General features: G+C 52.7%; 21 protein-coding genes. 9 read left to right on the top strand and 12 right to left on the bottom strand.

Annotated features, from left to right (window positions below):
• Positions 1–460: 460 nt before the first annotated feature.
• Positions 461–2,650 (bottom strand): YhgE/Pip domain-containing protein, encoded by a 2,190-nt coding sequence (locus NSQ80_RS05160; RefSeq protein ID WP_323075931.1) that lies wholly within the window; start codon positions 2,648–2,650, stop codon positions 461–463.
• Between the two features lie 56 nt (positions 2,651–2,706).
• A complete protein-coding gene (locus NSQ80_RS05155; RefSeq protein ID WP_009226259.1) occupies positions 2,707–3,294 on the bottom strand; it encodes a TetR/AcrR family transcriptional regulator in 588 nt (195 codons plus the stop codon).
• 310 nt (positions 3,295–3,604) lie between these two features.
• Between NSQ80_RS05155 and NSQ80_RS05150 the strand changes: the two genes are divergently transcribed.
• Positions 3,605–4,786, top strand: a complete 1,182-nt coding sequence (locus NSQ80_RS05150) for a glycosyltransferase (RefSeq protein WP_339301652.1) — start codon at positions 3,605–3,607, stop codon at positions 4,784–4,786.
• Here the strand turns inward: NSQ80_RS05150 and thpR are convergent.
• The gene (gene thpR / locus NSQ80_RS05145; RefSeq protein ID WP_009226257.1) at positions 4,783–5,349 is read right to left on the bottom strand and encodes an RNA 2',3'-cyclic phosphodiesterase; all 567 of its coding nucleotides are present in this window, start codon (positions 5,347–5,349) and stop codon (positions 4,783–4,785) included. The genes NSQ80_RS05150 and thpR overlap by 4 nt on opposite strands.
• Positions 5,350–5,506: 157 nt before the next feature.
• On the opposite strand from thpR, the gene NSQ80_RS05140 reads away from it, so the two are divergent.
• On the top strand, positions 5,507–7,204 hold the full coding sequence (locus tag NSQ80_RS05140; RefSeq protein ID WP_323075928.1) for a methyl-accepting chemotaxis protein: 1,698 nt from the start codon (positions 5,507–5,509) through the stop codon (positions 7,202–7,204).
• Between the two features lie 68 nt (positions 7,205–7,272).
• On the opposite strand, the gene NSQ80_RS05135 is transcribed toward NSQ80_RS05140, so the two are convergent.
• A complete protein-coding gene (locus NSQ80_RS05135) occupies positions 7,273–7,737 on the bottom strand; it encodes a DNA starvation/stationary phase protection protein (RefSeq protein WP_009226255.1) in 465 nt (154 codons plus the stop codon).
• Positions 7,738–7,992: 255 nt separating this feature from the next.
• Positions 7,993–8,373 carry a DivIVA domain-containing protein gene (locus NSQ80_RS05130; protein WP_009226254.1) on the bottom strand — a complete coding sequence of 127 codons (381 nt, stop codon included), beginning with the start codon at positions 8,371–8,373 and terminating at the stop codon, positions 7,993–7,995.
• Positions 8,374–8,574: 201 nt separating this feature from the next.
• Here NSQ80_RS05130 and NSQ80_RS05125 point away from each other — a divergent pair, with 201 nt between their 5' ends.
• Positions 8,575–9,534, top strand: a complete 960-nt coding sequence (locus tag NSQ80_RS05125; RefSeq protein WP_036646094.1) for an MraY family glycosyltransferase — start codon at positions 8,575–8,577, stop codon at positions 9,532–9,534.
• Between the two features lie 135 nt (positions 9,535–9,669).
• On the opposite strand, the gene NSQ80_RS05120 is transcribed toward NSQ80_RS05125, so the two are convergent.
• Complete coding sequence (locus NSQ80_RS05120) at positions 9,670–9,897, bottom strand: twin-arginine translocase TatA/TatE family subunit (RefSeq protein WP_260071592.1); 228 nt, start codon at positions 9,895–9,897, stop codon at positions 9,670–9,672.
• 160 nt (positions 9,898–10,057) lie between these two features.
• Here NSQ80_RS05120 and ytaF point away from each other — a divergent pair, with 160 nt between their 5' ends.
• From ytaF to NSQ80_RS05105, 3 genes are all read left to right on the top strand, one after another.
• On the top strand, positions 10,058–10,675 hold the full coding sequence (gene ytaF, locus NSQ80_RS05115) for a sporulation membrane protein YtaF (protein WP_260071593.1): 618 nt from the start codon (positions 10,058–10,060) through the stop codon (positions 10,673–10,675).
• Between the two features lie 127 nt (positions 10,676–10,802).
• Entirely contained in the window at positions 10,803–11,750 is a 948-nt protein-coding gene (locus NSQ80_RS05110; protein ID WP_260071594.1) for a hypothetical protein, read from the top strand.
• Positions 11,751–11,819: 69 nt separating this feature from the next.
• The gene (locus NSQ80_RS05105) at positions 11,820–12,065 is read left to right on the top strand and encodes an NHLP leader peptide family RiPP precursor (RefSeq protein WP_009226249.1); all 246 of its coding nucleotides are present in this window, start codon (positions 11,820–11,822) and stop codon (positions 12,063–12,065) included.
• A gap of 44 nt (positions 12,066–12,109) precedes the next feature.
• Here the strand turns inward: NSQ80_RS05105 and NSQ80_RS05100 are convergent, their stop codons facing one another.
• The 4 genes from NSQ80_RS05100 to NSQ80_RS05085 all read right to left on the bottom strand — a co-directional run bounded on the left by NSQ80_RS05100 (position 12,110) and on the right by NSQ80_RS05085 (position 20,100).
• Complete coding sequence (locus NSQ80_RS05100; RefSeq protein WP_339301646.1) at positions 12,110–14,029, bottom strand: ATP-binding protein; 1,920 nt, start codon at positions 14,027–14,029, stop codon at positions 12,110–12,112.
• Positions 14,030–14,322: 293 nt separating this feature from the next.
• On the bottom strand, positions 14,323–17,556 hold the full coding sequence (locus NSQ80_RS05095) for a cellobiose phosphorylase (RefSeq protein ID WP_339301644.1): 3,234 nt from the start codon (positions 17,554–17,556) through the stop codon (positions 14,323–14,325).
• 34 nt (positions 17,557–17,590) lie between these two features.
• Positions 17,591–18,934: a glycoside hydrolase family 30 protein gene (locus tag NSQ80_RS05090; RefSeq protein WP_323075922.1), complete on the bottom strand. Its 1,344-nt coding sequence runs from the start codon at positions 18,932–18,934 to the stop codon at positions 17,591–17,593.
• A gap of 161 nt (positions 18,935–19,095) precedes the next feature.
• Positions 19,096–20,100 (bottom strand): LacI family DNA-binding transcriptional regulator, encoded by a 1,005-nt coding sequence (locus tag NSQ80_RS05085; protein WP_036646091.1) that lies wholly within the window; start codon positions 20,098–20,100, stop codon positions 19,096–19,098.
• 390 nt (positions 20,101–20,490) lie between these two features.
• On the opposite strand from NSQ80_RS05085, the gene NSQ80_RS05080 reads away from it, so the two are divergent.
• The gene (locus NSQ80_RS05080) at positions 20,491–20,769 is read left to right on the top strand and encodes a hypothetical protein (protein ID WP_339301642.1); all 279 of its coding nucleotides are present in this window, start codon (positions 20,491–20,493) and stop codon (positions 20,767–20,769) included.
• 68 nt (positions 20,770–20,837) lie between these two features.
• On the opposite strand, the gene NSQ80_RS05075 is transcribed toward NSQ80_RS05080, so the two are convergent.
• Positions 20,838–21,902 (bottom strand): diguanylate cyclase, encoded by a 1,065-nt coding sequence (locus NSQ80_RS05075; RefSeq protein ID WP_339301640.1) that lies wholly within the window; start codon positions 21,900–21,902, stop codon positions 20,838–20,840.
• A gap of 190 nt (positions 21,903–22,092) precedes the next feature.
• On the opposite strand from NSQ80_RS05075, the gene NSQ80_RS05070 reads away from it, so the two are divergent.
• Positions 22,093–22,851 (top strand): threonine/serine exporter family protein, encoded by a 759-nt coding sequence (locus NSQ80_RS05070; RefSeq protein ID WP_323075919.1) that lies wholly within the window; start codon positions 22,093–22,095, stop codon positions 22,849–22,851.
• A 28-nt stretch (positions 22,852–22,879) separates the two neighbouring features.
• Positions 22,880–23,338, top strand: a complete 459-nt coding sequence (locus NSQ80_RS05065) for a threonine/serine exporter family protein (RefSeq protein ID WP_009226241.1) — start codon at positions 22,880–22,882, stop codon at positions 23,336–23,338.
• A gap of 15 nt (positions 23,339–23,353) precedes the next feature.
• Here the strand turns inward: NSQ80_RS05065 and NSQ80_RS05060 are convergent, their stop codons facing one another.
• Positions 23,354–23,830 (bottom strand): GNAT family N-acetyltransferase, encoded by a 477-nt coding sequence (locus NSQ80_RS05060; RefSeq protein ID WP_009226240.1) that lies wholly within the window; start codon positions 23,828–23,830, stop codon positions 23,354–23,356.
• Positions 23,831–23,859 lie beyond the last annotated feature (29 nt).

Raw genomic sequence — 23,859 nt, 5'->3', positions numbered from 1 at the left:
CGAATAGAATGGATCAGTCCCTATGTCCTGCGACTACGCCGGATAAGCCCGGTTCAATCTTTCTTTTTATTCTAACGGAAAATGTCACATCTGTTTTTGCATTATATTCTCTTTATTTTGCACTATTGATTAGAACTTTTAGGCCGTGACAGGGCGGTTTTGCCACGAAAGCGTCACCATATGAAGACGTGTGGTTGTCTCTGCGTGTCTATTTGCACCATTATCCCTTTTTTTAAGGGGTAGGAGCGAACCTGTTGCCCGTTGCTCATAAGGTCCGTAACCCGACGGGAACTTTGTTACTATAGAGTTTATGTCCCGGTAAAGAATGTGTCCCGGCCAAACTCGACTGATGATTCGGGATCACCCTGCAAAAGGCTCGGCTCAGGGATATCTACCCACCTACAAAAAAGATCCGCCCTCCGGAATTCCAGAGAGCGGATCTTCTGTAATCATGATTTGATTAGTGCGACTGTACGCTCAGGTTGGCTTCAGGACTGCGTTCTGTACTGCGTTCGTGGCGCAGGAAGTACACCAGCGTAAACGCCAGAAATACAACGCCAAACGCAACCAACCATCCGATGTTTTCCCAAGCCATCGGCATATCGCCGGTGGAGATGACCGCCTTGAAGCCTTTGACGCTGTACGTCATCGGCAGGATCGGGTTGAAGGCTTTCATCCAGTTCGGAATCAGTTCGAGCGGGAACGTTCCTGCGCTGGTCGTCAGTTGGAAAATCAGCATCAGGATCGCCAAGAACCGTCCCGGGTTCTCCATCCAGGTTACAAGTGCTTGAATGATCAACATGTAGCACAAGCTGGTGACAAAGGCGAAGAGATAGAAGAGCGGAACGCTCTTGACCTCAAGCCCCAATCCGTAAAGAACCAGTGCAGACGCCAGCAAGGACTGTATCAGACTCATGCCGGCAAAAGTCAGCGTACGGCTTACGAAGCGGCTCCAGCCGCTGGCTTCCGCCACCGAAGTGCCTCTGACCGGCACAACCAGCGTCGAGATCAGCGCCCCAACGAACAGGCCCAGCGACAAGAAGTATGGTGCAAAGCCGGTGCCGTAGTTAGGTACTTCATTAACCTTCTGCTCGTTGATCTCAATCGGCTGAGCATACATGTTCACAAGCGCATCGGTTTTCTTCACGCCGGAGGTTTGTTCTGCGGCATCGGTCAGCTTCGAAGCCAGCTCGCCCGAGCCTTCTGTCAGTTGATCCATGCCGTCCTTCAGTTCACCCGCACCTGCATCCAGCTGCTTCGAGCCGTCCGCCAGCGTGCCTACGCCGCCAGACAATTGCTCAACACCGCCGAGCAGTTGTTTGGCACCTGCGCTCAGCTGTCCGGCACCGCTTGCCAGCTTCTTGCCGCCAGCCGCCGCTTCCGACAGCTTGCCGCTAAATTGCTCCAGGCCGCTCGCCAGCTTCTCTTGTCCGGCGTTCAGCTCGGTCATGCCTTGCAACAGCTGCTCTTGGCCCGCCGTTAATTGCTGCCCGCCTTGAACCAACTGCTGCTGGGCGCTGTGTAGGTCTTGGCTGCCTTTCAGCAGCTGCTGATTCCCTTGGTGCAGCTGCTCGCTGCCTTGGGCGACCTGCTTGCTGGCCGCGATCAACTGCTGAACCGCCGCGTTCTTCGCCAGTTCCGGATTCGCTTGGGCCAGCTGTTCCAAGCCTTGCGCCACGCTGTTCGCCCCTGCGGCTACCTTCTCGCTTCCTTGCACCGACGCTTCCAGGCCGGATTGCAGTTGGGCGCTGCCTTGTTCAGATGCGGTCAAGCCAGCTTCCAGCTTCTTCGCGCCTTCCAGCGACGATTGAAGGCCTGCCTGCAGCTTGGTACCGCCTTGATGCGCTTGCTTTGCGCCAGCTTCCAGCTGTTGGCTGGCCGCTTCCAGCTGCTTCAAGCCGCTGGCGAGGCTGCCAGCACCGTCCTTCACTTCATTGATGCCTTGATATAACGACTGCGTACCTTTCTCCAGAGGCGCTACGCCGTCTTCGAGTTTCATCGTGCCGGCGACGAGCTTCGCCAGATTTTCTTTCAGCTTCTTGGTTCCGTCGTCAAGCTTGGCCGCCCCTTCGTTGAGGGTGCTGGCCCCGTCGCCCGCCTCACTGAGGCCGCCGGAGATTTTCTCCACTTGGTCAAACAAGGTTTCCGTATAGGCTTCCGTCACTTTGGCGGACACTTTCGATTTGATCTCTTTCACAGCCGTACCGCCGATTTGCGCGGCCAGGAAGTTGTAACCTTCGTTTGGCTCAAAGATCAACTGAGCCGGCGACGGATTTTCATCCATCAATGTGGTCGCTTGTGAAGAGAAATTGTCCGGAATGATGATCGTCATGTAATACTCATTATTCTTCATCCCGGTTTCCGCTTGCTCGCGGGTGACGAACTTCCATTGGAAGTCGTCGCTCTTCTTCAGTTCGGCAACGAGGTCCTCGCCGACCTTCAGTTCCTTCCCCTCGTATTGCGCGCCCTGATCCTCGTTCACCACCGCTACCGGCAGCTCGTTCATCTTCCCGTACGGATCCCAGAAGGCCGTCAGGAACATGCCGCTGTACAGTACGGGAATGAACAGCACAACAAGAATCGGGATGAACACTTTAGGATTTTTAAAGGTGGCTCCCATATCCTTGAAAAATACACTTAATGATTTCATTTTTGCTTTCTCTCCCCTTGGTGGCTTCTTTCTCTAAATTGTTGAATGTAGTTCCTTTAAACTTCCCTTGGCAGAAGCAGGCCTCCAGCCAGAAAATCGCGGATAAACTCCTTGATTTGTTCTTTGCTCAAAGGCGGATTATTCTTGTTCCAGTCCGAGGTTAATGCGATATAGAGCTTAAACACAACGAAAGCGAGCAGCTTGGGATCATACGAGCGGATCTCTTGCCGCTCGGCCGCCCGGGACAGATGGCGCTCCAGATATTCCAGAATCGCGTGTTCGATCTGCTCCAATCCCTCCTTCGCTTTCGGAGTGCCGAAGTCGCGAACCTCTTGGGACAACTTGATGAGGAGCTCATGCTCACGGCGGAATTCCAGCAGCGCATCCATCGCCCGATGCAAGTTCTCAAAGAAGGGCTTCTCCTCGTCAATCTCCGGCTCGATGACCCGCTTCATCTCCATAATGACGGAACGCAGAATTTCATCGAACAACTCCTCTTTGTTCGTGAAGAAGGTGTAGATGGTTCCCTTTGCCACATTTGCTATTTTCGCCACTTGGTCCATCGTCGTCGCTTTGTAGCCAAATAAAGCAAAGGACTTTTCTGCTGCTTCGATGACGAGTTTACGGCGATCTACCACAGCCATCCATGTCACCTCCCTGCGCTTGGAATAATGGAAAAACATTTCCCGGCCAAAAAATGACTAAAATTCATTTTCGGTCATTTGGTCAATTCATACTTTACTCCTTTCGCTTCAGAAATGCAAGATGTTTTTTTCAGAATTTTTCATTCACTTTCACCAGCTTGTTCCAAGGCCCTTTTCCCTTGATTCTCCCCGACCTAGGTCCAGTGGGTCGACCCGTCCCCAGCCCCTTTAAACCGGAATATAAACAACATAAACTTAGTATTAGGAAGCAATGAATCGGAACGATCTAATAGAAGCAGGTGATATCCTCATGCGAAAAAGAAGAGTGTTGATCCTATCGGAAGGCTTTGGAAGTGGACATACGCAGGCCGGACATGCGCTGGCGGCCGGACTGAAGCGGAAAAACCCGCAAATCCAGACGAAGGTGCTGGAGCTGGGCTCGTTTCTGAATCCGACGGTGGCGCCCCTAATCCTATCCGCGTATCGGATGACGGTAAATACGAGCCCTGCGTTGGTAGGCCTTTTTTATAAGCACAAGTACGAGAAGCCGGTAGGCAAGTTTGCCCGTTTGGCCTTGCACAAAATGTTCTATACCCACGCGGCCGAAGTCATCGCGCAGCTTCAGCCCGATCTGATCGTCTGCACGCATCCGATTCCCAGCGCCATCATGTCCTACCTGAAGCTCACTTCAGATCTGAACGTGCCGCTGTGCACGCTCATCACGGATTACGATGCCCACGGCTCCTGGATGAGTCCCGGTGTGGATCGGTACCTCGTCTCCGCCCCTGAGGTCAAAGCTCTGCTCGTGCAGCGCGGGGTAGCCCCCTCCAAGGTGCAGGTGACAGGCATTCCCGTGCACCCGGATTTCTGGAGCAAGCAAGAGAAGTCGTCCGCCCGGGAGGAATTGGGGTTAAAGAATATGCCCACTGCCCTTGTCATGGGCGGCGGCTGGGGATTGCTGCTTCGTGAGGAGCTGCTGGACAAACTGGCGGCTTGGCGAGAGGAGATCCAAGTCGTCTGCTGCACCGGCAGCAACGAGAAGCTTGCTGCTCGACTACGTGCGCATCCGGCCCTTCAGCATCCAAACATGAAGGTGATCGGGTTCACGCGGCAAATCGGCAAATGGATGGATGCCTCCGACCTTCTGATTACCAAACCCGGCGGAATGACCTGCACCGAGGGAATGGCCAAAAGCATCCCGATGTTGTTCTTTGAGTCGATCCCAGGTCAGGAGGAGAAGAATCGCGAATATTTCGTTCAGCACGGCTATGGGGCTGAGCTGACTTCACCGGACGTGCTGGACGTATGGTTTGAACAAATCCGCAATCGGCACGCTTCGGATCTTCAACCCGGACCGGAGCCTGCCTTGCTGCAACCCAGCTATCAGCCTGACCGCTGTGCAGAAGCTGTCCTTCATCTGCTGTATCAGGCAGCCGCTCCGGTCCGCGTACGCCTGCAGACGGCCAGCCCTGCCGAGCAGCAGGCCAACTAAGTCAGCAGCGCAGATCCAACCACCTCATACATCGGACGCTTGTGCATATGCGTCCGATAGATGACCAGACGATCGGCCCTCCAGCTGCCGAATTCCGGTTGGGTCTGCAGCGCTGCAGGATCTAATCTGGCCCCTTCTCGATATTTCCGGGCCAACGTAATATGCGGGCTGAAGCGCCGTTCCTCCGGCACAAAGCCGAGTGCCCGGTTCTCCGACGTCACCCGGCTGTGCAGGCTCTCCAGCCCGGCCACCTCACCGCGGACGCCAGCCCATAACACGCTGGGACTTGCCGGACGTCCAAAGGTACCAATCCCCGCCGCTTCCAATTCCAGCGGGCCCATCCCCTTTGCTGCCCGCGATAATGAAGCCAGCAGCTCGTCCAAACGCCCCGGAGCCGTATCTCCCAGAAACTGCACGGTAATATGGTAGTCTTCGGCATGTACCCATTTTTTGAAATCCAATCTCGTTTTTTGCTCGCTGCACCACTCCTCCAGCTTATACTTGACCTCTTGCGGAAGAGGGATGGCGATAAATAATCTCCATTTTTCTTCATTTACTGACATGACTCGTCACCTTTTGTGATATTTTTCTCACTTTTTTCACTTATTTCGACAATTAGAAGTGCGATTAGTTACATCCAGCGCATCGATTCTCTATATAATGTGTCTTAGTGTTGCTGGCATATACAGTCTTCAAGCCTATGGGGATAGGAGATGGAATATGAGTTTTGCTCAAAAAATTACCTCTGTTCTGATCGGACTACTGCTTCTAGTTGGTTTGCTGATCGGGATATTTGCTTATCAAACAACGTATCGTGAGGTCGAGACATCCGTCGGTATTGAAACGGTGGGCTGTGCCAATATTACCACCGGGCTTGTAGATCCGGAAGCGGTTGCCCGTCTTGCCTCCGGAGACCGTACCGGCCTTGCGGAGCTGGAGAAACGATTAAACTGGACGGTAGAGCATAAGTCGTTGTTTAAGGAAGTGTTTTTGATGTCGCTGGACGGCACCATTCTTGCGGCTGACCAGAACCTCAAAAGCCGGGGATATCAAGCGGGAGACGCTTTTTATTTCAATGATCAGGACCGGGACATGATTCTTGAGATGAAGCATCCTGTGTATACCAAGGTCTATTCTTATGACGGCGTGAAGCTGCTCAGCGGTTACGGCCCGATCTACAAAAATCATGACCCCGACCAAGAGATCATCGGTCTAATGGTCATTAACTTCGACGCCTCGATCATCGGGGAGAGAACTCGCGACATCCTGCTCCTGCCTTTTATCATCGGCATCGTTGTCCTGCTCGCCGCAGTTGTTTTCGTGTACTTCTTTATCCACCGGATGATTCGGCCGCTGGAAACGTTGTCCCGGCAGGTGGAGCGGGTTGCCGAGGGCGATTTGACCGTACAGACGAACGTGCTTCAAGGTCAGGATGAAATCGGCAAATTAACGCAAAATTTTGCGAAGATGGTGGGCAGCTTGCGGCAGTTGATCACCGAGGTGAACGTCACTTCGATGCAGGTGGCCTCGTCCTCGGAGCAGCTATCCGCGAGTGCACAGCAAACCGGAAAAGCGGGTGAGCAAGCGGCTGAAATTACCCAATCCCTTGCCGAAGGTGCGGAGCGACAACTTACGAACCTGGAAACCGGGGCGACCATGCTGCGTGACATGTCCGATCGGATTGGGCAGATCGCTCGCCATGCCGAAGGCGTCTTAACATCGGCGCAGCAGGTCTCCGCCGCATCAAACCAAGGGGAACAAGCCATCCAGTCCAGCGTAGAGCAAATGTCCACCATGGAAGCCAAAATCGTTCAGCTCTCTGCGATCATTGAGGAGCTGGGCAGCCGCTCCAAAGAAGTGCAGAGCATCCTGGACATCATGACCGACATCGCCGCCGAAACCAACCTGCTCGCGTTAAATGCTTCAATTGAAGCGGCCCGCGCCGGAGAATACGGCAGCGGATTTGCCGTAGTCGCCTCCTCGGTCCGCAAGCTGGCGGAACGTTCCGCAGCCTCGGCGAAGCAAATTAGCGAGCTGATCACCCACATCGTTGGGCAGGTAGAGCTCACCGGCAGCGCAATGGACGAGACCGTCCGTGAAACGAAGCGAGGCGTCGAGCTGGTGCGCAGCGCCGGAGCTTCTTTTACCGACATCGCAGCCTCGTCGGAAATTACCGCTGCATCGATCGCTGATATCAGTGAAGCGGTTCGGCTCCTGTCCGACAACTCGCAAAGACTGGTGCAGTCGATTGACGAAATCGTGCGGTTTGCGGGCCATACGGCGGTCGGCGCACAGGACATGTCCTCATTCTCCCAGCAACAGTTGGCTGCTATGGAGGAGGTTGATGCTTCCGCCAGCTTCCTGTCCGGTCTAGCCGAACGGCTTCATACGATGATCGAACGCTTTAAAGTGATGTAAGTTGCTAAAAAGACCTTGCCCAGCAAGAAGGCTTGCTGGGCAAGGTCTTTCATGTATCCGCCAAGGACTTATTTGCCAAGGTAGGCGTTCAGCATCCAGCGGTGTTTCTCCAGCGAGGAGACGATGCCGAGCAGCAGATCGCTCGTGGCTTCATCTTCCGCTCTTTCTGCCGCTTCCATGCCTTCCTTCAGCTCGCTGTCCAATTTCGCAAAATCCGCTACGATGGCTGCTACCATTTCATCAGCGCTTTCCTTGCCGCTGGCTTCGGAGATGCTGGCCGTCGCAAGGGCTTCGCGCAGGGTTGCGATCGGTGTGCCGCCAATGGCCAGCAGACGTTCGGCAATATCATCGATATAACCAGCCGCTTCGTTATAAAGGGCTTCGAATTTCTCATGAAGCGTAAAGAAGTTTGGACCTTTCACGAACCAGTGGAAATTGTGCAGCTTCGTGTACAGGACCGTCCAGTTCGCGATTTGCAGGTTCAGTTGTTTCTGCAGTTCTTGATTTGCTTGAGTTAAGGTTTGGTTTGCCATAGTGAATTCCTCCATTCAACATATCAGTTATTTGATAAGCCATTGTGACAAATACCTAAAACTTGAACTAACTTAAATTTAGACTAAATCTAAATCTTGTTTATATCATACCACTCCACTTTTAGATATGCAACCATCATTTTCATGAATATTGCATGAAATTCCAACAAGCATCAGGTTTATTCTGCACCTCTTCCGCCCTTCATATACAAAAGAACCGAACCGGTACAGTCCTCCGGTTCGGTTCTACTCCATTTACCGCTCGCCGCGCAGATGCAGCTTAAATTGCTCCAGGCTTCGCTCCACTTGGCGAATGCCGTCCTCCACCAATCTGCGATCCACCGCATTTTCCAAATCAAAGGAAGGCCTGCGGGCCAGAGCCTTCTTCTCCTCTTCCCAATACGCTTGCCGGCGCTGGATTTCTTTATATTTGTCCAGCAGATCGGTAATAATATCGTAGAAGCGTTCATAATCAACGATAATGTCATCCAGGAAGCGATCGACTTCCTCCTTATCGTAGCCCCGCATTTTGGCGTCAAAATCTTTTTCGTGAATGGAGAGCGCATCCAGCTTAATCCCTAATTGCCGAAATAAGCTTTTCTGGTCTTCCAGCTTGCGCGCGTAATCGTCTTGCATTCCAAATCCCTCCGTACCTGCCTAAAAGGTTATCCAACGCAGTTAATCTGCAAAAGCAGTCGTATCTACTCTAATGTACCACATTATTGCCCTTTCGTTCATCTTCACGTTATGATGCGGGTGATACAAGTATTCGACATTGTCCCGATTTCTTTTTATAATAATCAATAGCCTGAGTCTAACATCTGGTGGTGAGTAGCGATTTTATACTTATGTACTTTTCTGTTATCGTTTCTGATCGTGTATTTCCTGATTCCCCCGCTCGGTAAGCTGGCCTTCCGCCTGGACTTCGTGGACAAACCCCGAGCGGACGTCGAACGCAAGATCCATCGTCAGCCGATTCCGCTGACGGCCAGCTATGCGATATTTGCCGGGTTCTTCATTGCATACCTGCTGTTTACGCGCAACTTCTCCTGGGAGACGGGAGCGCTGTTTGCCGGCGGGGTGCTTTTGCTGGCCATTGGGACCATCGACGACTGGTACAAAACCAAAGGCAAAGACTTTCCGGCGCTGCCTAAACTGATCGTCCAAGTGTCCGCTGCAGTGCTGGTTTATGCATCCGGCATCACCTTCAGTGGCTTTGTAAATCCGTTTAGCGGCGATTATGTCCTGTTGCCGGCCTGGCTTCAGTTCATTTTAACGATTCTCTGGATCTTTGGCGTCACCACCGTCATCAATTTCTCGGACGGATTGGACGGCTTGGCCGGAGGATTATCCGCGATCTCGGCCGTGACGCTGTTTGTGGTGGCCTTAACCAAAGGGCAAACCAACTCCGCGATGCTCTCGGTTGCCCTGATTGGGGTAACGCTGGCCTACCTGCGGTACAACAAGCCGCCGGCCAAAGTTTTTATGGGCGATGCCGGAGCTACGTTCCTTGGGTTTATGCTGGCGGTGATCGCACTGGACGGCGCCTTCAAGCAAGCTACGGTCCTGTCCCTGTTTATTCCGGTGCTTGCCCTCGGCGTACCGATTTTCGATAATCTGTTTGTCGTGATCAAGCGGATGCTGCAAGGAAAATCACCTTACGTCGCCGATGCCAGCCAAGTCCATTATCGGCTGCTTCGGGCCGGGTTAAATCAGAAGCAGGTGGTTATGTTCCTGTACCTGATCAGCACCTGTCTGGGACTGTCGTCCATCATTCTTCTGCTGTTGCAAGTCTAACGCACGAAAGCAAACGGCCTTCCCGCCGTTCAAGCCAAAAAGCGCGTGCCCGGGTATTCCCGGCAGCACGCGCTTTTTTGATCGCGATAACAACCTCACAAAAAAAAGACCCCATCGGAGTCTCGTTTATTGGCATCAAGATGATTTATTCGTATCTGCAGCGGGTTGAACTTCCGCTTTCTGCGGCTGCTCGTCTTCGAGAATCTCCCCGCGCGCGCCTCTCTTAAATTCCTTGAGCATCGTGCCAAAGCTGCGCCCTAATTCCGGCAGCTTGCTGGGACCAAATAACAACAATGCTGCGATGACTAGAAGCAGCAAATGAGACGGACGCAACAAGTTTTCAAGCACATTTATCACTCCCATCGAGTATCCTTGTGGACATTATACTACTTTATTGAATACAATGGAAACCCTTTATCATCAGTTCCGGCTGTCCCTGCAAACAAGACGACGCTAGGCCATAAACCATTTCCCTCTTCTGGGCATATGCTGTGTCATCATGTATTGCAAAGGAGCGAACATCATGGGTTCTTACAGTCTGTTGGCCGTCATCGCCATTGGAATCGCGTCCAACTTGGATAATGCGGGAGTCGGTATCGCCTACGGAGTACGAAAAATCCGCATTCCATGGTATTCCAATCTGGCCATCGCCGCCATCTCCTTCTTGGCCACTCTGGTGTCGGGTTATTTCGGAAGCTGGTTATCCTCGTGGGTCCATCCCTGGATCGGACAGTTGTTGGGGACGATTGTGATCATTGGGGTTGGCGTATGGGTACTATTGCAGCCATTTCTGGAGAAGAAGAACATAGCTATCCAGGAAGAGGATGACGTCAATCCGCTGACCCGCTTGCTGCGCAATCCTGAAGAAGCAGACAAGGACAGCTCCAAATCCATCAGTCTTGGCGAATCGATTGTCCTGGGGATCGCCTTGGCCATGAATGCGCTGGCCGGCGGCTTTAATGCCGGTATCACCCAACTGAACATCTGGTATACTTCGCTGTCCGTTGGTTTGTTCAGCTACCTGTTGCTGGCCGCATGCGCCGGCTTTGCCGAGAAGGTCGCCGCGGAGAAATTCGGTAACCGGGCCACTGTCATTTCCGGCCTGCTGTTAATCCTCATTGGCATTCATCAACTCTTTTAAACATCGCACACGATTAGCGAAGCCCCTTTTATCCTAAGGGGCTTTGCTGAGTTTCTAGCAAACTACCTTGTCTACAAATTTTCCTATATAATGAAGAGGATGGTTCCTAATAAGGGAGGTTCGATTTATGAACTGGAATTGGTTTCATAGCTATGAAAAGGATTTAGCGGCGGCTTTCGATCAGGCCGAGACGATTCTTTCCGGGCTGCCGGAGGAATTTCGAGGACATGGCCTCAATTACTTGGGGAAATTCCACGCGTTGAAAAAATCTGGCTCCCAGAACTACATATGCTATTTACTGCCATTCTGGATGCAGGAGGCTGCCGGCGCCAAGCCGGAGCTCAGCCGCGAGTTAACCGTAGCCATGATCTTGGTCATGCTGCATTACCATTTAATCGATGAAGTGATGGACAATCCAGAGGCGGGGGACAAGTGGAAGCTGCCGCTGGCGAATTTGCTTCAACTTGAATTTACTCGCATTTACGCCGCTTTGTACGCTTCCGATTCCCCGTTTTGGAGTTATTACCGGAAATATGCTGCAGAATGGGCGGAAGCGGTCTTGTTAGAAAATCAACATGATTTCTTCCAAGACAACCCGGTTCGCATTGCGCATAAAGCTTCCCCTGTAAAGCTGTCCGTGGCTGGCATGCTGCTCCTGACCGAACACGACCGGCTGATTGCTCCTTTCGAAGCCGCCGTTGATGCCGTATTGGTGACGCTCCAGATGCTGGATGATTGGGAGGATTGGGAGAAAGATTTACGAGAAGGAAGCTATAATTCTCTGATTTCCGTCGTGCAGCACGAACTGCAAATTCCATCGGATCGCAGACCTACACCGGATGAAGTCAAACACGCCTTGCATGTGCGGGACATCCTGTTCATTTTTGCCGAACGAACGGATCAGAATGCAGCAATTTTAGAGGTGAATGCCCCGGGTCTGACGCACTTACACGAGTTCCACGACTATCTCAGAACCAATCTCCGGCAGGGAGCAGAAAGTTTAAGAGATGAGCGGAGTTTGCTAGCCCAAGGCGGTTTAGCCTATTGGTTGGCAAATCAGAAGATCCTATCCTAGCGTTCTATCGAATTCCATGTTATAGTAATAAGGAAAATATAACTATTTTTTCTGAGAAAGGGTGATCTTATGACATCAGGAGCGCTCCTTCAAACGCAAGTTGTTGAAAAAGCTTGGCAAGATCCTAGCTTCAAAGCGAAGCTACTTGCCGACCCGAAAGCTGCGATCCAGGAGGCACTCGGTGTAGTTCTCCCGGATCACATCAAAATCAAAGCAGTAGAGGAGAGCACGGACGAATTTTACGTCGTACTGCCGCCTCAACCGGAGAAAGTTGTTATGAGCAAAATCAAACCAGCAGGAATCTGGGGCGAATAACCCCTACCGATCTTCGCTAGCACTCAGGCAGGGACCGAACGAACTTATCCCATCGCATACTCCTCAACTTGAACGGAGGGGAAGCGGATAACGACTTCGGTCCCTGCTCCTTTTTTGCTCGTAAAATGAATTTGACCGTTCATCACCTCAATAATCCGGAACGTCACCATCAAACCTAGCCCCGTCCCCTTCGTTTTGTTGGAGAAATAAGGCTCACCCAAGCGGGCCAGCACTTCTTCGTCCATCCCCTCGCCGTTGTCCTTGATATGGATCACCACATCGTCGTTTTCTTCATAGCTCCAAATTTGGATGTCGCCTTCGCCCCGAAGTGCTTCAATACTATTCTTGATAATATTGATAAATGCTTGCTTGAATTTGGAAGAATTGCCGCGCACATAAAGGTTTTTAGGAATATGAACCGTGATTTTGCCCCCCTGCAAATTCGCTAGAGGAATCAGGATCCCTTCGATATGAATAAATTCTTCCAGCACGTTCAGCGTCGTCACCTTGCCGCCTTCCGGCTTGGCGAAAGTGAGGAAGTCCGTAATAATCGCCGAAGCGCGATCAAGCTCTTCCAACGCCATGCTTAAATACACCTTGTCCGAATTCTGCTGCTTCTCAACGAGCAGTTGCAGAAAGCCTCGGGTCACCTGCAGCGGGTTGCGGACCTCGTGGGCGACCGAAGCGGCTAATTCGCTGATGATCTCCATTTTCTCCGAACGCTGCAGCTCGTTATTAAACATCTCCAACTGCTTGGAGTATTCCACGACTTGCCGGTGATTCTCCGCAAATCTTCGGCCCAAGATGATAATCAACGAGGTCAGGAAGCAAACGATGCCTAATTTCCACAAAAACAGCTTATAGTATCCGTCGTAATAGTAATACCAAATCAATTCGCCTGCGGATAGCAGCGTGAACGAGAGTACCCCGGCCAGAAAGATCAGCGCCTCTTTGTTCCCTTTCGCTACATAAACGGTTAAAATGCCAGCCAAGATCAGAAATTGCGCAATAATCAGATAACCTGCAAATTGAGTCGTAATGAGCTTATAGACATCATAGTAGCGATTACCGGACAACTCGTTCGCTAACAGCAATAGCATACAGAGCGCGGAGAAGACCACAAACACTTTGCGCGAACGCCGGATTAAAGCAAAATAACCGGGACCAAAGATTTTTTCAAAGAAAAAGATAAACGAAGGAAGCAGGATGAACAAAGCCAGATCAAACATCACCACCAGTATTCTGCCCGCCGTCGTATAGTCAAACAGCCAAAATACAAACGGAGAATACGTCAGCACAAGCAAGCCGCTGGAAAAAATGACCGCACACAGCGAGAACCACATCGGCATATTCACATACTTCAGAAAAACAGAACAGAACAGCATAATCACCGCGATGAAGATCAGCGTGCTGCCCAAAATTAAGTCGGTGATGTTGCCGCGCACAAAGCTCTTGATCAATTCCTGGTTATTTCCGATTCGAATCGGGTCAAAGATCCCGATGGTATTTGTCGTCGAGGATACGCCGATATACAGCGTTTGACCCGAATTGTGCGAAGACACCGGCACCAGCACGCTGTTGATGCTAAAGTTAAATTTGCGCTGGGATTCGAAGACTTTGGCTCCATCCAAACTTACCGTAATGTGTTTACCATATATTTTATCGATCAATACGACCTGGGAATTTTCCGTTATTTGGGGAAGCGTGATTTTGATCCACTGAACCATACCCTTATCCGGCTTCACCGGGCTCTCTTCTCCCGCGCTTACACTCGTCCAGCCGTCCAGTCCCTCAAGCCATTCCTTGCTCGGATTAGGATCCAGCCGGTCCGTCCAAGTGACCTGCCAGTTTCTGATTTGCTGTACCTCCGAGCCCGCTGCACCCGAATTTCTAAAAATGATGCCGTAAAAAGCAGCAATGAATATGACAAACAAGACGACAAATCCTTTGATCAAAGACTTCATTAGAGCACCTCTGGAGATATTATAAAGTGTTAACCCGGTTGACGCGCCTCAGTTCGAAAGGATCTGAGTAGGGCTACTTTAAACCATTCGATTAAAATCTCGCAATAACCTTCAATTTATGGAAATAGTGATAATTTTTTTTAGAAGAAACGTGCCACAGTTATTTTACCTTGGATAAGTGGTTTTATCTATGAATAGTTTTCATTTTCTATTAAAAAAACTCCGGAAGGTAGCAGGCATTGCTGTCCATTACCTATCCGGAGTATTTATTCATGACGCTGTTATCCGTTCTGTTAAGCCAACTCCGCTTCAATCCGCCGCACCTTGCCGCTGCGGACCTCCTCCGCTAACTCACCGTCGATCACGGCGCCTTCAACCGCAAGCTCCGTTCCATCGTGCTTCTGAACCACCAACCGGCGAAGCGCTGCAGCATCCGGGCCATAGGTATCCTTCTTCTGCGGGTTCCGGTAGACGACCTCCGTTGTGCCCAGGAAGCGGAACGACACCTCGCCTTGCTCATCAAAGAGCCATCCGGGCAAGTGCGGGTTAAGCGCCAGCCGGAGCTTGCCTTCATGCAGGCGGAAGATCCGTTTTCCGGCCATCATCGACATCCACATGCTAAGGAACTCGGCGGTTGATCCGCTAAGCCGGGCGACATAACCGCGGCCGTGGGTATCCGGATCCGGATTCACGCTCGTTGCGATAAAGGACGAGTTCTCCAGCGTGCTGCGGCCATACACAGCCGGATCGAGGAACGGAATCAACGAAGTGCGAAGCTCGGTGAAGAACTCCTCGGTCAAGCCGCTCTTAAGCAGCGCCAGCAGGTACTTGTAGCTCATATGCAGGAATACCGATTCCCGTTCCAGCCAGCCTGGCGTAAAGGCGCGAATCCGACCGATTTCATGGGTCTCCGCATCCAGGCTGACCGAGGTTTTGTACATTTGAAGCTGGTCGTCGAACAGGTCGCTGCGGCGAATTTGCTCATAAGTCCGCTTAGCTTCGTTACGGTCCTCGACCGTCTTCAACCAACGAGCAGGACCTTCCAGGAAATGCGGCAGCGGACGAACGGTAAATTTCTTCACGACCGCCTTCTGCAGTCCATATCCGCTGATGATCGGCTTTCCTTGGGCATCGGTCACCGGCTCAAATTCCGCCGCCTCGTAGGCGAAATACGTCGGTGTCACGCCGTCGCCCAGTCGGATAGCCTCTTGAATCCCGCGCTCGATTTGCTCGAGCATACGGGCCGCCAGCTGGCCGATCGCACGAAGCTCCAGCGAGGTTTCCGTCCCGCTGATCCCGAAACGAATGGCTTCCCGGTATTTCTCGCGCGCCGTCGTCACCTGATCCCAATAATCAAACGGCGCCAGGCTCCCCGCTAAGCGGGCTTCCAGCAGCTTCCCGACTTCGCTGAGCAGCGCGGCGATTTCCTCAGGCACTTGCACGACTTGGTTGTTGCCAGCAGCTTCAGGATCATCACAAACTTCCTGAACGAACTTCAGCAGCCTTTTTAACTCAAAGGTTTCGCTCATGCCCGAGCCAAACAGTCCAGGCAAGCCGTTCATCGCATCGTTCCATCCCGGCTTGTTCGCTTCCATCTCCACGCCCATGCCAAACGGATCCAGGGTGGCGAACTTGACCAGGCCCAGCGACAGCAGTTTGACGAACAAGGTCGTCCGGTAAATTTCTCCCCGGCCATGTTCTGTTTTTAACCAGTTGGTGCTCTTTAACGTCAGACCGAATTTGGCCATTTTCTCCTCATCGTGAACCAATGCGCCGTATTGGCGAACCTTTCCGCCGCTGATCACGTACTTCTCGCTGCGCGGCAGCACGCGGGCCGGACTGTCGAAGTACGTGTACTCCCGTTCTCCGAACAGCAGCTGCACCTTGCGATCCGGGAAAATATCAAGATAACTGTCGATCAAGTCCATATTGTAAGTCCAATGATCCGTCCAGTAACCTTCCCCAAAGGAGGCTTCGATTTGCTGTTCGGCGAGCGACAGCACACCGGTCAACAGCTCGTTCTCCTCCGCGAGCAACCGTACGCCGCGGTGGTTAACGAGCGAGATCAGTTTCCCCGGAGTAAACGAACCCAAGCACAGAGCGGCCAACTCCTCCCGATGATCGGCCGCCGCCTGCTCCAGAAAAGCGGACAGCTCCGCCGCCCGTTCGGCCGGAACCCGGAACGTGGTGCCTTCCACGCCCAGCGGATTATAGCCATCAGCCTGAATGAGGCTGAAGAACGTGCGAATATTAAACGTTCCGACCCGCGGGTTAAAATATACATCATTGCGCCGGTTTTGGTTAGCATCTCGGAAATTGCCGTTGCCCTGCGAATAAAATTCCGGGGCGATCGAGAAGAAGTTGTAATCCCGCTCCAGATCCCCGTGCTTCCGGGAATACAAGTGAACAACGAATCCTTCCCGGCCGTTTTCGAAAATAAACGGATACCCGCCGCGCAGAAAATTGTCCAGATAGCTCTGCCGGCAGTAGGCATCAAACAGCGGCAGGGCTGTTTTCGTGGCGATGTCTGCGGTTAGCTCCTCGGTCAACTGGCTAGCCTCCGCATGCTTGCGGGCAACATAAGCAGGGCTGGCAATCTCGGCCGCTTTGCGATTTAACCGTTCAACGCTTTCGATATGCCCGATTAAGGTATAAATGCGGCGGCTTTCGCCGCGGGCCAGCTCGGCAGCTAATGCCGAAAATCCGCAAGGCACCTTGTTGGTGCAATACTGCGGTGCCGCCGTTAAGGCCGCCAGCGGCTGCTCGGCAAAGCGGTCGGGATAAGCCAGCGACGTATTATCGCCGAAAATGACCGCAAAGTCGGCAATCGTCTTCAGCAGCTTCCCGTCCTCTCCAAAGGTGAGGTAGAAATGACCGCTTTGCACCTCGCTGACTTCGGCCTCATCATGGGTACTGGAGCGGACCCGGTAGAACGGAATTCCGTTCTCCAGATTGTCGACCTCCATCCAGCTGCGCAGCAGATTCCCGATTTCCTTGTAGCCGGCGTTCTCTACCCCGTACGGAAGAATCTCCGGCATCCCGTCCAGCATCTCCAGCTGCACCGGCGCTCCGGAAATATTCGTAACCTCCACTTGACGCACCAGTGCCGCATAATCGTCGTTGGGGAGTTGAAAATAACTCACCTTCACCCGCAACCCCTGCGCTTCATGGGTTTCTTCAATCGTCAGCTCATTGGTCAAAATGTGCATGCGGCGAACGGCCGACGCATCGGGGAAAGCGCTTTGGAAGGGCTCGTAGATCCCCGCTTTCCCTGCGATTTTGATAAACGTCCGGAAGCCTTTCATCGCAACCGATTGATACGTAATGCTAGCCGGGGAGAATTCCATGATCGGGCTGTTTTTGTCCCGGATCCCAAAGCTGCAGACCGCCTGCCCCCGGTTGACGTAAAACGTCCACATCGGAATCCCCTTCAAGCCGGCAAGGCCGGGGAGGAAGCTCGAGAACGGCTTCGCCCGGTCAAACTGTTCGATCACGAACGCATTTTCCTCAAAAGTATAATTCGGCATAAGGTCTATCCCTCCGTTAAATAAAAAGATGTAACTAGCCTTGGATGATATACGTCGCAATCGAATGGGCCGGCAGCGTCTCACCTGCAGCCTCGCCGCCCAGTTCCAGGGCAAACGGCTGTGCCTCATCGCTTTCGTTCTGCACGACAACCGCAATGCTGCCGTCCGGATTGCGGAATGAGGTAGCCAGCAGCGCCGGAGCGTGGGCTTCTAAACCGATGCGTACCGCCCCCGGTTTGATGTATTTGCTGAAATGTCCGATGTAGAAGTACGAGCTGTTGTAGTGGAGCGTATCGGTTGTGGTATCCGCGATGATCGGCGCATCACACAGGTTGCCCACATGGTTCGGACCGCCCGTTTCGTCCAGCACCAGGTTCCAATCCAGGAACCCTTCGTTCCAATTGTTCAAGTCGCCGATGATGTTCCGGCCATAACGCTCGCCGGTGAACCATTTGCCAAGCTTCACGCCGCCTTCCTGGCAGCCTTCCGTGAACAAGAGATGCTTGTCAGGGAACAGCTCATGCACTTTGCCGACGTTCTCGAACGCTTCGCTGACGTACCAGTGGAAGCCAGTACCCCACACGTATTTAGCCGCTTCGGGATCGCTCAGCACGGCGGAGGCCCGCTCGACGATAATATCCCGGTTGTGGTCCCAAATGAGAATTTGGACGTCCGCCAGGCCTTCCCGATGCATCACCGGCCCCAGGTAATCGCGTACGAAATCGCGTTCTTCCTCGCCGCTGTAAATACAGGAATCCCAGGTTTGCACCGCCGCCGGTTCATTCTGTACCGTGATCCCCCAGATCGGGATGCCTGCTTCACGGTAAGCTTTGATGAACTTCGTATAATACAGCGCCCACACCTCGCGATATTCCGGCTTCAGCTGGCCGCCGTGGTTCATATCGCCATTCGTTTTCATCCAAGCCGGAGGGCTCCAAGGAGAGGCCAGCATGGTAATGTTCTTCCCGGCTGTTTTTGCCGCATCGTGAACGAGCGGGATCACCCATTTGTGATCGCGGGAAATATCGAACGTTTTCAGCTCCACGTCGCCGTCCTCGATATACGTGTAGTTCTCCAGCGCGAAGTCGCAGCTGTGGATGTGCACGCGACCCAGCGTATACCCCAGCCCCTCCTCCGGATCGAAATACCGGCGAATCACTTCTTCCCGCTTCTGCGGGCTGATCCGGGACAACGTATAAGCGGCCGCTTCGGTGAACGCACCGCCAAACCCCATCACCGTTTGGTAAGTCTGCTCCGGCAGGACCTTCAGCTTCTGTCCCGCGCCAGCTGCTGCGCCAGATTGAACCGCCACTTCCCCTTGCGGCTGCAGACGGTCCGCCGAATCACGCGAAGTGAGCACCTTCACCCATTTTGCCATCGTTAATCCTCTCCTTGGTTTCCGAAATTGGTGTTTCTGTAATCGATTACAAAACATACAAGAGCAGCGCCGGCAAAACGCACCCAATCTTCAACAAATTGAAGAAATACGCGGAACGAAACCGGTTTCGATCTCTTGTAAAAAAATAGAGGCCAAGCTGTCTACAGCGATCGGCAAGAATCGCGAATAATCAGCTCCACCGGGATTACGCCTTGTTGCACGTCTTCCCCGCCTTCTATCGAATAGATTAACATGTCGGCTGCCCTGCTGCCAAGTACATCTGTGTTTTGTCGTACCGTCGTTAACGCAGGTGTTAAATATTTCGCCATTTCGATGTCGTCGAAGCCTACCAGCGAAATGTCTTCAGGCACGCGCAAGCCATGCCGCTTCATCGCCATCATGGCCCCAACCGCCAAATTGTCGCCGGCTGCAAACACGGCGGTAGGCCGTTCGTCCGCCTGCAACAGCTCCTCCATCGCTTTGCTGCCGCTCTCTACGGTATAATCGTAGCTTCCTTGTACGATATGCTGGGGATGGATCGTCAGCCCAAGCTCTTGCATCGCTTGCCGAAACCCGTTTAACCGCTGCTCGCCAGCGAAGGTTGGACCACCGCCGATATGCGCGATTTTCCGGTGGCCCAAGGAATGCAAATAAGCCACGGCCTGCCGGGCGCCTTCCATATTGTCCGAATACACCGTACTCTTGTCGGAAGATTCCTGATCCAACAGCACGCAAGGAATGTCGGACTCCAACAGCTCCTGAAAATACGGATCGGTTGCATCCGGCAACACCACGACCACGCCGTCGATACCGCGGATTTTACAGTGCTCCAGATAGCTGCTTTTCTTGCCGCCGATATCCTTGGAAAGAAACATCAGATCATAACCCTTGGAGGTAGCCACCCGCTTGAAGCCTTCGATCACACCGCCAAAAAACGGATGCAGGATGCCCGCGCCGGAAGGCTCAATAAACAGCACGCCAATCGTCCAAGAGCGTTTGGTGGTCAGCGAACGGGCGTGAGCATTGGGCACATAGCCGAGCTCATCCGCAGCGTCCAGAATTTTGCGGCGCGTCTTCTCACTGACGTCGGAATATCCGTTAAACACCTTGGATACGGTCGTAGGCGAAAAACCGGTCCTTTGTGCGATATCATAAATGGTTATCACATTTCTCATCTCCTCTGCCCGGATCCAAGCCAGCTCGAAACCGGGATTCACAGGCCATTGTAGCCGCAGCTTGGTCGGAAGTCAACCAGTCTATGTCAAGCGCATGAATCCTTCGGTCAGGAAAAAATCGCAAGGCCCGGGAATTTCCTGAACCTTGCGATTGGGTTTCGTTTTACGGTGATGCCTATGGCATGATGGCCCGACATAGAATATTTCCGGAAGCGTCCGCCTCCAGTCCGGTAGGCATCTGGAACGCAGATTCCTCCTGAGGACCGTCAAGGAAGCCGCCGATCGGTTCTTTCGGTAAAATCTTCCTCAAAGTAATACTCTTTATTTTGGGGTAAACTTTTGGGGGAATCGCAATTTAAAAAAGAAAGGCGCTGATCTGACGTGGACCCCAATATCAACAAAAACTCCGCGGACTTCGAATATGAGCGGTACAAGCTGCTCAAGGAGTATCGCCCGGAGAATGATATTCCCGGCGATGACCTGCTCCCGCATGATACGCGAATTGTCCAAGGCATCAGTGAACCTAACGATGTGTTCGTCAGCGAGGATGATCCGCTTCCCGATGTGCCCGATGCGGACGCGATCCAGAAGGACAGTCCCATCGACCCTGCCGCTCCCGATTTTGACGAATGGATAATGAAATCTGTCGACTCACGATGATATGCCTCCTAAAATCGCTTCAATAGTCATTGGAATCCGTCTTGAACAGGTAATTCTTAGCGCGAGATCTAGGTCACGTACACCCGGTTTCGTCCATCCTCCTTCGCTTGATAAAGTGCCTGATCCGCCTTGACGAACAACTCCACCTCATCAACATTCGGGTAGGTCGCACTCCCTCCCGAGATCGTTAGCTTTAATTCCCCTCCATCCGGTAAAATAAAACGATGGTTCTCCACATTGCGGCGCAACCGTTCGGCGATCACTTTAATTTGCTCGGCATCGCAACGATCGACCAAAATCACAAATTCCTCGCCGCCCTTGCGGGCAATATGATCCCGCGGCGAGAACGTCTCCCGCATCACATCAGCGATTTGCAGCAGCACAGCATCACCTGCCAGGTGACCATACTGATCATTGACTTGCTTAAAATGGTCGATGTCGATGATCAGCAGGGTGAACGGAATGTTGTCGCGTTGGGCAACGGCGATCTTTTGCTCCATTTTCTTTGCAAAGGCCCGGGAATTGTACAAACTCGTCAAAAAATCACGGTTCGCCGCTTCCCTCATCAAGCGAATGGAGTCGTCCTTGTTGCGGAGATAACGAAGGATGGAAAACGCGATTAAACCGGCAATGAGGAACAACGGCAAATAAAGCCCGAGCTCCTGATAGGAATGGCCGCCGTACAGAATCCAAGAGATGACCACCATACTCACCGCACTTAACATAAGCACGAGAATGATGCGCGGCATCGTTGTCATCTCCCTGCGCAGGTAGAGGAACCCAATGAAAAACGTCACCGGCGAAGTCAGTGCGGCGATCATGGAATGCGTTCCGAACTCATGCAGAAACAGCCGATAAATCACGATCAACAGAGTCGTAATCTCTCCCGAAATGCCGCCTCCCAGATAGACGGAGATCAGGATGGGCAGCTGGCTGAAATCGACCACTACATGCCTGGAGAGCGGAAAGTGGTAGTACATCAGCAGCACACCCAGTAGTCCAAGTGCAATGCCCAGCAGGAACCGGGTCCCTAACGCCTTTTGCAGGCGATCCGGCAAGGTGCTCTTCAATATATGTCCAAAAAGGATTCCCGTCGTCAGCATTGTTAAATTGTTAATTAAGCTTTGCAGCATCAAATGTTCCTCTCAGATGTATAAAGCATTATGTAAGTAGTGCTAGCATAACATATAAATGCGACAAAAATAAGATATTTTTACTAATTTTCGATTATATTCGACACATTTAGACAGGTTTTGTCGAATCCGTTTTTCTGCTCTCCTGGTCATGATATAATGGCGTCAGATTGTTGAAAGGGTGACGGTGATGAACGACATGGCTGCAGTCCAAGGACAGGAGCCTGTACAGGTGTGTCTATTGGCGGGAAAAATCATGCTTCAAAGCGGAGCAGAAACATACCGCGTGGAGGATACGATGACCCGGATGGCCAATGCGCTGGGACTCTCGGGCTCGCATAGTTATGTGACGCCGACGGGGATCGTCTTTCAATCCGGAGAAGCGGAATCCGCCAAGCTGATCCGCATCGTGGAGCGGACAACCGATCTGCAGAAGGTGTCCGCGGTGAACGACATCTCCCGGAAGCTGCACAGCGGGGATGTCACGGTAGCAGAAGCGCATGCCTTGCTGCGCGAGATCGAGTCGGAGAAGCACGCCTATCCGATGCCGCTGCAAATGGCGGCTGCAGCCTTGTCCAGCGGCTGCTTCACCTTAATGTTCCGCGGCCAGGCGGAAGATTTCCTGCCGGGCATATTGTGCGGCGGTGTGGGGTTTGCCGCGTATCTGCTGTTCCATCGGCTGGTGAAGGTAAAATTTTTCGCCGAGTTTACCGCTGCACTGATCATCGGCCTGTTGGCCACGGGTTTTGTGCAATTATCGCTAGGCCGGGACTTGGATAAGATCATTATCGGTTCGGTGATGCCGCTCGTGCCGGGACTGCTCATTACCAATGCGGTCCGGGACCTGATGGCCGGACATCTCGTATCCGGGTTGTCCCGTGGAGCGGAGGCCTTTCTCACCGCCTTTGCCATCGGAGCCGGAATCGCCGTCGTATTTACTTTGATTTAATTCGTATGTAAAGGGGACCTACCGTCCGATGTATATACTCGTTCATCTGCTTATTAGTTTTATTGCTTCAGGGGCTTTTGGCATCCTCTTTAACGCTCCTAAACGAACCCTGCTCCAATGCGGCCTGTCCGGCATGCTTGGCTGGCTCGTCTACATCCTGCTGGAGCCAAGGATGGAGAGTGTATTTTCGACCGTTGCGGCTACGTTCTTGGTTGGCGTCCTTAGCCAGCTGTTTGCCCGCGTTTACAAGAAGCCTGTCATTATATTCAGCGTGGCCGGGATTATCCCGTTGGTTCCGGGCGGACTGGCGTATGACGCGATGCGGCGGTTCGTGGAGAACGAATACAATTTGGCTGTGGAGCTTGCCGCTAAAGCCTTCCTCCTATCCGGTTCGATCGCGATGGGGCTCGTCTTGTCCGAGGTGCTCGGCCAGCTCTTGATCCGGCGGATCCCGCAGCGGCTTCGCAAGCGAACAGCCAAACCATAAACAAGCGCTAACCGCTTATCGCGGCAGCGCCGTTTTCATCCAAAACGTATTGACATACACCAGCTCAAAACCGCATTTCAGCATGTTCGCATGGCTGGCCGATGCAAACTCCACATCGGTGTAAACCCGCTTCAGTCCGAGCTCCCTTGCCGTTTGCAACCGGTGCCGGATCAGCGCCGTTTGGATGCCGCGCTTCCGGTACGCTGGGAACGTAAAATCGTTGGCCAAATACCCGGTATCGCCGCGCATAAATAAAGAACCCATTCCTGCAGGCTCCCCGCCAAGATAAGCGACGAAATTTTGAAAATCGTCCCGGTAGTAGTACCGGATCTTCCGCTTCACCATTCCCTCGTCCAACGCAGAACCGTCCCCGCCGCGCGACTGCTCGATCAGCGAGCGTTCGTTATTAAACTTCGTCAGCTCCGTCTCCAACTGAACCAATCGTTCCACGTCGCGAAGGACGGGATGGGACTGTCTGGAGAGGGTCATCATAGGCGTTTACTCCTTTTCACGTTCTCACG

The sequence above is a fragment of the Paenibacillus sp. FSL K6-2441 genome (assembly GCF_037964765.1).
GTDB lineage: Bacteria > Bacillota > Bacilli > Paenibacillales > Paenibacillaceae > Fontibacillus > Fontibacillus phoenicis.
This window is presented reverse-complemented; position numbering and strand designations above follow the sequence as displayed.